At 58.5% G+C, this 11,015-nt stretch carries 6 protein-coding genes and 2 pseudogenes; 3 read left to right on the forward strand and 5 right to left on the reverse strand.

The features are described 5' to 3' along the window. Nucleotides 1-903 (reverse strand): annotated as a pseudogene (locus tag JQ609_RS34645) (hypothetical protein); the annotation flags it as partial. Nucleotides 904-1,874: 971 nt separating this feature from the next. Then, nucleotides 1,875-2,678, reverse strand: a complete 804-nt coding sequence (locus JQ609_RS34650) for an outer membrane protein (RefSeq protein WP_212277115.1) — start codon at nucleotides 2,676-2,678, stop codon at nucleotides 1,875-1,877. A gap of 344 nt (nucleotides 2,679-3,022) precedes the next feature. Between JQ609_RS34650 and JQ609_RS34655 the strand changes: the two genes are divergently transcribed. Together JQ609_RS34655 and JQ609_RS34660 are read left to right on the forward strand one after the other, a co-directional pair. Next, on the forward strand, nucleotides 3,023-3,751 hold the full coding sequence (locus tag JQ609_RS34655) for a hypothetical protein (RefSeq protein ID WP_212277116.1): 729 nt from the start codon (nucleotides 3,023-3,025) through the stop codon (nucleotides 3,749-3,751). A gap of 84 nt (nucleotides 3,752-3,835) precedes the next feature. Beyond that, entirely contained in the window at nucleotides 3,836-4,072 is a 237-nt protein-coding gene (locus JQ609_RS34660) for a hypothetical protein (RefSeq protein WP_212277117.1), read from the forward strand. Nucleotides 4,073-5,161: 1,089 nt separating this feature from the next. Here JQ609_RS34660 and JQ609_RS34665 read toward each other — a convergent pair. Together JQ609_RS34665 and JQ609_RS34670 are read right to left on the reverse strand one after the other, a co-directional pair. After that, the gene (locus JQ609_RS34665; protein ID WP_212277118.1) at nucleotides 5,162-5,317 is read right to left on the reverse strand and encodes a hypothetical protein; all 156 of its coding nucleotides are present in this window, start codon (nucleotides 5,315-5,317) and stop codon (nucleotides 5,162-5,164) included. A 1,101-nt stretch (nucleotides 5,318-6,418) separates the two neighbouring features. Next, the gene (locus JQ609_RS34670; protein WP_212277119.1) at nucleotides 6,419-6,682 is read right to left on the reverse strand and encodes a hypothetical protein; all 264 of its coding nucleotides are present in this window, start codon (nucleotides 6,680-6,682) and stop codon (nucleotides 6,419-6,421) included. Between the two features lie 873 nt (nucleotides 6,683-7,555). Between JQ609_RS34670 and JQ609_RS34675 the strand changes: the two are divergent. Beyond that, nucleotides 7,556-9,492, forward strand: a pseudogene (locus JQ609_RS34675) (PAS domain S-box protein). 95 nt (nucleotides 9,493-9,587) lie between these two features. Here JQ609_RS34675 and JQ609_RS34680 read toward each other — a convergent pair. Then, nucleotides 9,588-10,742 (reverse strand): sensor histidine kinase, encoded by a 1,155-nt coding sequence (locus JQ609_RS34680; RefSeq protein ID WP_212277123.1) that lies wholly within the window; start codon nucleotides 10,740-10,742, stop codon nucleotides 9,588-9,590. Nucleotides 10,743-11,015 lie beyond the last annotated feature (273 nt).

Genomic DNA, 11,015 nt, shown 5'->3' on the forward strand with positions numbered 1-11,015 from the left:
GCCGGTGTAAATGTTGTTGCCCGCCAAATTCAGCGTGCCCGTTCCGGTCTTTATCAGTTGCCCGCCCGTTGCGCCGGCGTCGCCACAGGCCACGCCGTTGGCGCCGCAGTCGCTGATGACGCCGGTCACCGTTGTGCTGAGATTGTTGCCCCCGACCGTCACACGGCGGGCGCCGAGATAGTATTCGCCGCCGCCGGCCAGCGAGCCGATCGCAAGTGCACCATCATTCGCAGGACCCAAACTGTCGGAGAAATCGACGACCGCCACGGCACTATTGGTGACGGCGGCGTTGCCTCCGGTGCCTCTGACTGCGAATTCCAGCAGGCCATTGTTGGTGATGACGGCGTTCCCGGCGCTGCTCTGGGTCTGGAAAGAGAGAAAGTTATTGTTGATGATACTTGCGTTGCCGCCCTTGCTGCTATCGAAGAAGCGCGTCTCGCCGTTGTTGATGAACGTGGCGGTTCCTGCCGTACTGAAATCGCTAAACCGAATAAACGCCCCGGCGTTGTTGGTAATCGTGGCGGCGCCGCCGTTGACGATGCCGGCGTCATCGAAGGTCAACGTCTGGGTATTCGTGAACGAGTAGGCGGGCGCGCCGGCGTTGAATGTCCACGCGTCGACGCTGGTGTTGGCCGAGATAGTCAGGCTTGTGATGTTGGATGCACCAAAGAACGCGATGCCGGTCGGGACCGTGTTGGGATTCCAGTTCGTGCTCGTGTTGTAGTCGCTCGACCCGGGCGCGGCGAGCCACGTTGCGTCCTGGGCTTTCGCGGGCGCCGCGAGGCAGATCGTGACGGCGATTGCAATAGAGATCTGACGGTGGCGGCGACGCTGTGAATCCGAAGTCTCAGCCTTGGCTGACCTGGTTACCGAACCAGCGCCCAATCGAGATTCTTTTGCCATTCCCATTGCTCGTCACTCGTACGGCCGGGCGCTCCCTTGCGCGCCCTGACAACCGTCACTTTGGTTGTTCTACCTAAGCGAGGGCCGGGTAGCTAGGTAGGGCGGCTGTTCGGCAGCCAGGAACGAACAAAATGGCGAGCCGTGTGGCGTTTCCGCAACGGAAATGCCCTCATATCTTCCTAATGACTTTGGGTCGCAGACGACGGAACGGTTGTATTCTGTATCCACTCAACCGCATCGGTCCGACAAGTCACAGCCCTACCTCATCGGGGGGCGCGTCGCCTTCTCGAATGTCAAAATAGTAGCGTCGCATCGCCCGGGGAGAAGTTGGCGCGGGCGTTTGATTTCCAATCAGATGGAACAGGCCAGAGGTCGGAAGCAGACGAGCACCGTAAGAAGGTGACATCTAGATGTGCAACGGTAGCGGCAGCTACATGCCGATCTTTCGCCACACCCGGCCGTCTATAAAGTCCTGCAGGCCTTCGGAAAGCGCGTCGCGACCCGACGTCAGCAAGACTCGTTGGTTGGCTGCGCTCACCGCTTTGGAGCAAGCGGCGCCAACCATCGGACTAGATACGGGAACTTTCAGCAACGTCCGACATTTTAGGAGGGCAATCATAGCCCGGCCTTTGGCCGGGCTTTTCTTAGGCGAACAGAAAGGGCGGGTTCGCGCTTTCGACCCTTGTCGTCGACATTGGTGTCCAGCTAACGCAACCCGAGCGCGCGCGAAAGCCGCCTTGCAAGACTTAGCCCGCCCTAACCGGCGAGCTGGCGTTAGGAACGATTAGGCGCCATGCCGCCGACAGTATGCCCCTGCGTTTGATGCATCCTCGTTTATGAAGATCGATGCGGATTCTTCATGCGCTGATCCTTGTTAGCCCTGACGGCCTGTCTGCGTCGTCGATCAGAACGAAAAAGGGCTGGATGCTGATTTGCTCCAGCCCTTCATCCAGCCCTGCGTAGATGTCTGGTCAGAAACGGTAATTGAGACCGAGCTTACCGGTATGGACGCCCGGATCGCTGTGAATGCTGGTAAAAGTAGCAACCGGTGCGCAGAAGCCGCCTGTACAGAGACCGGTGGTATTATAGGTCTCGCGGGTCGCGATGTAGAGATACTCCCCTTTGAGGCTCCAGTTGCCAGCAAAGGCCCATTCCAGACCGGCGCCTGCCGCCCAGGTCGTCTGGAGGTGGCTGTTGTTAAGACTCGCGCTCGTCACCCCCACCGTCGATGCGTAGTTGTGGTTCTTCTCGACAAACGCGACACCACCCTTGCCGTAGAACAGCAGCCTGTCCACCGCGATACCCAACCGGCCGGCGATTACACCGTAAACATCACCAATACGGGTCGAATCAAAGCCGCCGGGCGAGAGGCCGGGGGGCGGCGCGTTGATGTCACGAACAGAGCGTTGCAGGTGGAGATAACCGGCTTCGCCCTCAAGACCGAAAACCCACTGCGATCCTGGCGCCTGCCAGTTATAGCCAACCGTGCCGCCGCCAATGAAGCTGCTGCCCAGCGAATAGTCGTTTGGCGTGGTCACACCGGCCACTGTAAACAAGCCGAAGCAAGAGGCACCAACCACGGTACAAGGCTCGGTGGATCTTGCGTTACGGTCGCCCGTCGCGCCTCCGACAAACCCGCCGATATAAAACCCTGTCCAGGTGAAGATGGGAGCAGCCATCGGTGCAGCTTTCACAGGCATGCGCATGTCTGCGGCCATTGCAGGTGCGGAAACGACTACCGCTGCTGTTGCTAGCGCTAAAACGATCGATCGCATTTGAATCACTCCCCAATGGATTGTCGACAAAGTTAGGGGAGAAATGTCGCTGCTGCTATGGCCTGAAGGCAACAGTCCCGCAAAAGTTGCATTGCCGAATTAGGTCCCGAGATGCGTCCGGCATCTGACGCTCGGCTTTTACTCAAACGGAGCCTAAAACCTTGAGGCCTTCTTCATCCAAACAGTTTGGGCCGTCGGAATGGGCGCGACCAGGAAAAGAGCGGAACTTCACAAGCCCCGGCGCAAGGGTCATCGGCGGCAGTGGCTGGGTTAAGTGCCCTCCGTGGTTTTGAACGTGCGGCGCGGTTCCGGCGACCAACAAATTCCACTGCTTAGGAGCCCTGATGCGCCGCTTCCTTCTCGCTACCGCGATGCTCGCCTATGCCATCCTGCCCGCGGCGGCGCTACTCGCCAACGAGCCTCCCGATACCCTTGTACGCGATGCGCTGGACGCGCCCTATGGGAGGGCCATGTTAGCGCGCTTTGCGGCTGCGGTAGAAAAGACCGCAGAGGCTGCGTGCCGCCGCGAGCGTGGGCTTAATTCGCCGGCTCTGGCGGCGGGTGTTCGCGACGTCATGGTGCGCTACGGCGTGCGCCTCGCCACGCTTGTAAACGGGAGTCATGACGAGGGTGCCGCTGCGAAGGCCTTCGCTGCGAACATGGGACCGGACGCCGCAGCAGAACTCGCACGATTGGAACGCGATCCTGAGGTAGCCCGGTTCGAGGAACTGGCGCGCCCCCGTCGGCTCGCTAGCGTCGTCACCCAGACATTCGAGCAGTTCGACCATTACATCGCGATGGCTAGCCTCAAGCTCGAGAACGTGACGCCGGTCGCGCGCGGCGAGCAAGAGCCGATGCCGGAGGATCCGACGGTGGCCACCGAGGAGGCTGTGGAAAAGTTTATTGCGCAATCCTCATCGCATGCGCTGCAACGCTATCTCGAACTTGCCGACCAGGTCGAAGCGGCCCGCACCCGAAGCGTGAACTCAGAGAATGTCCGCAAGCTTGAACCCATGGAGCTGTTCGCAAACGCGGATCGCGACCTTGCCGCGCTGTGTATCGGCAAGAAGTGATCTCCGAGGTGACTGCGCTGCGGCGGCGCGGAGATGCCGACAAATCTACCATAGAAGGGGCATCCGCCTCGTGGGTTGATGTCAATGATAGAGTTTTTATGGGGCCTTTTCACCCTTCTCGCGCGGGCGGCTATCTTCGTTTTCGAGACCATTGTGTTCGTCTCGAACTTAAAGCGCCTCGCACGATTTGCGACCGGCACCGACAAACTTATTGATGTACCCAGGGACCCGAAGACCCACTCGCCTGCAGCCCAGCGCGCACTCGATGAAATCGAGCAGCGCCGAACCCATGCCGCTCATGGCGGGGTGCGCGCATCATAGTCAGCGGCAAATAAGGCGTATGTCCGGGTCGTATTTCTTGAGCCAATTGGGCGAGCTTAGCGCGCGCGTTTCTGGCGGTCAGCCATGATGCGAAACTCCCATTTGGTGCACGGCCCGTCCGATCCCGTTGACGGCGGACCGTGCACAGGCCACTGCACTTGGAGGGATGATGGCCCGCCGAAGTAATCTCATCGCGACACTATCGTTCCTAACTGCAGTGACTTAAGGAAACTCGCCGCTCCTACGACTGCCGCCGCGGCCGATGCCCTGCAGCTTGATATGTACAAACGAAATCAAAAGCAGGAATGAGCGCCGCCTCGGCCTTTTTTTGCGCCCGCGGCCGCGAGGTACTCAAGACTAGAGCCCGGAAAGACCAATATCTTGCAGTAACTCGCGTTGGCACCCGCAGTTGCCTCAACGCGGCGTTCTGGGCGGCCCTGATGATGCTCCCCAGTCGCGCTGGGGCCGCTTGCCGTCCCAGCATGAAATCTACAAGTTCAAGCGTCTAGCGGAAGACGCCTGGTCCAACCTGCTTGCCTTTGGTTTCTTTTGATACATGTAGCCCGCCTCGGCGGCGCTCGTTCCAATTCGGATTGCGCGCCGGGGCGAGCGAGCTCTATAATGCCGGCCTCACTAGGTACGGCCCGATGCCTCGCATACTGCCATCGAAGTGCTGTCCGAAATGTGGGGACCGATGCGCGAGAGATGCGATCTGGGTGATCCGATGGATAGCGCTGATCCCTGGATCAACCAGCCGGAACCGCTTAATTCTCGAGGGCCGCAGTAAACTTCACATACGTGCCTTCGTATTTCCACAGCCAGCGGCGCTTGATGACACGACCTGAACGCGCAATCTTAGGGGCCGCAGTAGCTGCAATACCTGCTGCTATTGCGGCGGGCTGGCTGGTTCCTTCCGGCGCGTTCGTTTTAGCGTGGGCGATCCCGCTGGGCGGGATGATATTTGGTGCCGCTCTTGCCCTGCGCCGAGTGCCACCATTTCCATGGCTGGAAAAACAGCTAGACAAGGATGCCGCCAGCTAAGGCGGTCTCGGGCAATGAGTACAGTGAAAGGCGCGCGCGGTTGTGCGCTCAATGGTGACCGGGCGAACAGATCCGCGCCACTGTGCCGTACTCGCCGGCAAGCAGGTTCTGCACCAGCACACGGTAGTCGATGCCCTCATCGGTCTCGCGGAAGGCCGCGCCGCGGCTGAAGTCTTCAAGAACGATATAAAAATCCCGGTCCAAACGATCGTTTGGAATGATCGAAGGCGCTTATCACGCTACTCCACTGATGCCTGTCCAAAATAGGGACGGCCTCGCTGAGAATCGCGGCCTTGGTTCCCAGCCAAGTGTAGGTGGGCCCCGCGACCACACTTACGGAGCGTTCATTCGCGCTTGGGGTACCTCGTTAGAGGTATGGTCCGTATTTGGGTATCCAGACAGCCGTCACACCCCGGTAATATGGCTCGTATTCGATAAGCAGTCCCTCATTCTAAGGGAAGGTCTATGACTGAAGGGCGACGCTTTATACAAATCGACCCCTTAGACTGGCGCCTCTTGAGGGAGGCCGAGCGTCGCTGGAGAGTGGCTGCGAAGCGCTATAAGGCGCGAACTGCCTCCCAGGCGGACTTGGTCCGAAAAGGCGGGAGTGCGAACAGTCAGGAGAGAGGCACGACCTCGGGCTGCGGCAGGGTGCCGCCGGCGCTTTCCGACTAGGGTGCCGCTGGCCCGATCAGATCGCATACCGGTTGCGCCAGACCCTCCCCAACGCGCCGGGGGAATTCGCTTCCCTGGCTCTCAATCCTGCTTACCAATTCCATCCAAGATATCAGACCAGGCCACGCAGAAACATCGTCCACAGGAGCACGTTCCAAGTCGGCTTCATGTCGCACCACGCCGCAACGACCGGGAGGGCAAAACGAACAGGATCGGCCGCACGATCCAGCGCAGGCAGAAAAACCTGGCGTTGGCAGGTTCGCCGAAAACGACTTTTCGCAAAACGCCTATCATCACAAAGCTCCGCGCGGCACCTTTGCCGATTAGTCGCGGGCGTTTAGGTGCGGTTCAAATGGACGGCCGCAGCAGCCACGGCCTCGGAACCTTTCCTCGCGGCAACAAAGGGAGATAGGGAATGGTGGTCAACAAACCGAAGGCGCACAACGTCTGGGCGCATCAGGGGGAGTTCGCCTTAACCATTATCGACCGAGGGATTAAGGGCCTTTGCAGTGTCACCCGGGAACAAGTGGTCGGCGTTGGACGTGCCGTCTGGAGGAAACCGGACATTTGGAAACGGCCTCAGCGTCCCTAACCCCCGAGGCTGGGGCTGTTTCTTTTTGCATTGCCGGATCAAGCGAATAACTCCGCGCCCGCCGGAGTGAACTTCACGAAAGTTCCGCCTTCGTGCAGCTGCAGCCAGCCCTTGTCGATCGCGTATTTGAGGCCAGCGCTGTACTCGGCCGGGGTGGCCTTGTCGCCAAACAGGAAAGGCCCGTTGATCTTCTCGATGTAGATGCGCCTATCCTGGATGGGCTCGGATGCCTGGGCGTGTTCCATCAGGCGTCGAGCGGCTTTTTCCGGATTGGAGTAGGGGCGGGCGTCGGCGTACTTCATCGCTGGGGGCTCGGCGGCGGCTGTTCGTGATAATTAGGCTGCATCAGCGCACCGCGAACACGTTGCAAACGAATTTCTTCTCGATCTCGATTAGAACGACATCGTCACCCCAAGGCTCGGTAGTTACTGATACCGAGTGCGAGCAATTGTGATCGGCGCAGAATACGCGGACGCGGTGAACGCCGGTCGAACGCAGCCATCCCGCGGTGATTTTATCGTCCTTGTGTTCCATCCCGCCATTTTAAGCCGCGGGTCGATCGCGAGGTCGAGGCCAGCGACGTATGGCCGGACTGCCATCATGCGATGCCGCAGGCTTACAAGCCGGCGCGCGATCATAATGTCGTTTTCCCGAACGGGGCGTTCATGCACGATCATACTCTTAGGCGGCTCAAGGTAAGCTGAAGTTTTTTCGCCTTGGCTTGGACGCCCCAAGGCTTGCCGGACGGGCTGGGAAACGGCCCTAGCCTCAGGAGCTAGGGCCGCTTCTTTTTTTGGAACGACATGAGGGCGGCGAGATTGGACTAATACGCCTTCCGCATTAAGACTACCTATATCTCCGCCGGCGCCCTTGTGGTCGCTTTGAGGATGCCGGTCCCCAATTACTCGGAAGTTGCACGCCATTTGGCGCTTTTTAGCCATGATGAATAACTCAGCCAAGCCGACGCCACTGAAGATGAAGTGTGGCTACATGCTCAAGAAAGCTGGGCTCGTCGTCGATTTCTGTCGCTGACCGTAAGGTCACTGTTCTTCGTCAAGGCACGGCTCGGTGCGAAAGGGAGGCGGCCTTGGGCCCTCTACCATGTGTAGGAACCAATAGCGTCGTTTCGCGTATGCCAATAAAGAGAGTACGAACTGATATCGCTGAGCAAAATTTTGGAGCGCACAGAACGATTTGAGGCCGCGCAGTCGGCTGAAGGCCGATACCGCATGTTAGTGGAGGCGGTAACGGATTATGCGATTTACATGCTCGACCCAACCGGCATTGTCAGTAGCTGGAATCCGGGCGCGCGGCGCTTTAAGGGCTACGACGAATCCGAGATTATCGGGGAGCATTTTTCCCGATTTTACACCGATGAGGACCGCAGGACGGAGCTGCCCCGGAGGGCGCTTGAGACAGCGGAACGCGAAGGGAAATTCGAAAGCGAAGGCTGGCGCGTCCGCAAGGACGGCACTCGCTTTTGGGCCTATGTCATCATTGATCCCATTCGCGACAATGAAGGCAAGCTAGTCGGTTTTGCCAAGGTTACGCGCGACCTGACGGAGCGGCGGGCGGCGGAGGCCGAACTGCGGCGGAGCCAGGAACAGTTCCGCCTGATGGTGCAGGGGGTGACCGATTATGCGATCTATCTTCTAAGTCTCGAAGGAAAGGTCGCAAGCTGGAACGCGGGCGCGGAACGGATCAAAGGCTACAAGCCAGACGAAATCATCGGCCAGCATTTCTCCGTCTTCTATACCGAAGAAGATCGCACGGCCGGCCTTCCGGCGACCGCGCTTGAGACAGCTCGACGTGACGGAAGATTCCAAAGAGAGGGTATGCGCATCCGGAAGGACGGCACGAAGTTCTGGGCGAACGTCGTTATCGACGCTATCCGTGATAGCGAGGGCGTCCTGATTGGTTTCGCCAAAATCACGCGCGATATCACCGAACGGAAGAAATCGGAAGAAGCTCTTGAACGTACCCGCGAAGCACTGGTTCAATCGCAGAAGATGGAGGCAATCGGTCATCTGACCGGTGGCGTCGCGCATGACTTCAATAACCTGCTGATGGCCATCCAGGGCAGTCTTGAGCTGATGAAACGCCGCATGCCAACCGGCGACAGCCAGATGCACCAGTTCATCGACAACGCCATGCAAGGCGCCCAGCGCGGTGCCGCGCTTACGCAGCGCATGCTGGCGTTTGCCCGCCGCCAAGAACTAAAGTTCCAGGCCGTCGATGTCAGCGAACTGGTCGACGGTATGACCGAGCTACTGCAGCGCTCGCTTGGGCCAAGCGTCCAGATCGAAACTCATTTCACAGTAGGCCTTCCGAAAGTGTCGGCGGACGCGAACCAACTAGAGCTCGCCCTTCTAAATCTGTCGAGAAACGCGAGCGACGCGATGCCAAACGGAGGTACCATCATTATTTCCGCCCGTGAGCGAAACATCCAGAATGAGCCAGGACTTACGCCAGGGCGCTATGTGTGCCTCGCCGTGAAAGACGACGGGACCGGCATGAACGAGCAGACTTTGCGTCACGCAACCGAACCCTTCTACACCACGAAGGGGGTCGGAAAAGGTACGGGGCTTGGACTACCTATGGTGCTCGGCATGACTGAGCAAAGCGGCGGCAAGCTATATCTCGAGAGCAAACCAGGGGAGGGCACGACAGCCGAGCTCTGCCTGCCGGCCGCACTTGGCGAAGACGAGGCGGCAGAAACGGAAGTCAATCCAACCTCATCTCCGCCCTACCGCCGCTCTCTCAAGATTGTGAGCGCCGACGATGATCCACTGGTTGCCTTCAATACGGTCGCCATGCTGGAAGAGCTTGGGCATACCGTCTTTTCGGCGTCTAGCGGTGCTGAGGCACTGACGCTCATGAAAGAAAAGGGTAATATCGATCTCCTCATCACTGACCAGGCGATGCCGGGTATGACGGGAGCCGAACTCGCAGCAGCTGTCCACCGTGATTGGCCACATCTTCCAATTATCATCGCGACGGGCTATGCGGAACTGCCGGAGGGGCCGGCTCAGACCATTCCAGGCTTGCGAAACCCTTCTTTGAGCAGAACCTTGCAGACGCCATCGCGTCGGTCATGGGCTTCCCGCCCTAGCCACCTTAGCAAGCGAAGCGGGGCGCCGAGCTCTTAGCTCGGTATTTCACCAGATTTCCATCCGTAAAGTACTTCGCCCCTGAAGCAGGCAAGCTTCAACTGCGCGGAAGCCGAATAGAGAACGTCGTGCCCGTTTGTTCGTTGGAGGCAACAGAAAGATCGCCACCATGGGCTTCGACAATCAGCTTGGCGATGTAAAGGCCGAGGCCTAAGTGTGTACCTTGCTCAGCTGGATTCTTGACGTCCTGGCCGCGCATCCACGACTGGAAAATCATTTTTTGTAATTCAATGGGGATTGGTGTGCCCAAATTGTGCACGGCTAGAGTTATAATTTCGGGATCACTGAGTGAAAGCCTTACGGTTATAGGGCTCGATACATCGCCATATTGAACAGCGTTGCCCATCAGGTTGGACAACACCTGTCCCAAGCGCGCGGGGTCACAGTGTCCTGTAGTATTGCCTTCGTCGGCGACCACCTCAAAACGTCGATCCGGGTTTATCACGCGAAGCTCGTCCGCAATCTGCTGACAGAGGGACGCTATGTCAGTTTTGGTTCTCGCAAGCGGAATTTCAGTACCGAAAGATGAGCGCGTAAGATCGAGCAGATCGTTCAGAATTTGTGTCGCCCGACCCGCCGCCGTCCTGATTTCGGATACTACCTTCGCCTGCTTCAGGCTGGTTGTGCCGGACCGCTCAATCCACTGGGCCCCCATGGAAACGGCACTTAAGGGATTGCGCAGGTCGTGACCAAGGACGCCTAGAAACAAGTTGCGGGAGTTATCGATCGTCTTCGTATAGTGAGCTACCGACTCCGTTACAGCCTGATCGATTGCTTCGTTAAATCGCGTCAGATCCTGTAGATCGGTGCTGGCGAGAGCCTCATGATTGGTCAGCCATAGCTTGACGATGCTAGCTCGAAGCGCCCTGTATTCTGAAACCATCTGGTCAATATCAAAACCATCGGCAAGCCGAAGCGCGGCGTGGATTTCTGCCGCGCTTTCAGAAAACGGGCCGTTGGTAGGACCTTTGCCACGCGATTTATCAAACTGCTCCCGCGGCGTTTGTGCAGACTCGAGATCGTCCGCAACAAAACCCAAAATATCGAGTACATGATCTTCTAGAGCCAGCTTCGACATCTTATCGCTGGCCGGCGACAGAGTTCGGGCGAAGTCGGTCCACTCCGCCACGATAGCGGCTTGGTTTTCGCGAATAAATTCTGCTAGCCGCCTATGCCCTTGCTGCTTAGTCATTCCGGATCGTTCAAAACGCCTCCTCAGAACGGCCTAGCTTAGCGGGCTTCCAACAGGGCGTCGACAAGAACCCGGGAACCATAAGGTCCATCATTGACGAGGCGACGGCGGCATGAGGAGCAACCTTTAAACCACCCGCCCGTTGCCCCGCATGACAGACACTACACAAGACAAGCGAGCATCGAGCTCTTCCCCAGAAGCCGGTCACAAGGCCGATACGGGCAAGCCGATAGAGACCACCGAGCAGCTGAGGATCGCAATCGACCAAGGCAA

The organism is Bradyrhizobium sp. AUGA SZCCT0169, assembly GCF_018130085.1.
Lineage (GTDB): Bacteria > Pseudomonadota > Alphaproteobacteria > Rhizobiales > Xanthobacteraceae > Bradyrhizobium.

Excerpts from the sequence above, each read along its gene's own strand:
- JQ609_RS34650 (WP_212277115.1), bottom strand. The coding sequence starts at position 2,678 with ATGCGATCGATCGTTTTAGCGCTAGCAACAGCAGCGGTAGTCGTTTCC.
- JQ609_RS34655 (WP_212277116.1), top strand. The coding sequence starts at position 3,023 with ATGCGCCGCTTCCTTCTCGCTACCGCGATGCTCGCCTATGCCATCCTG.
- JQ609_RS34660 (WP_212277117.1), top strand. The coding sequence starts at position 3,836 with ATGATAGAGTTTTTATGGGGCCTTTTCACCCTTCTCGCGCGGGCGGCT.
- JQ609_RS34670 (WP_212277119.1), bottom strand. The coding sequence starts at position 6,682 with ATGAAGTACGCCGACGCCCGCCCCTACTCCAATCCGGAAAAAGCCGCT.
- JQ609_RS34680 (WP_212277123.1), bottom strand. The coding sequence starts at position 10,742 with ATGACTAAGCAGCAAGGGCATAGGCGGCTAGCAGAATTTATTCGCGAA.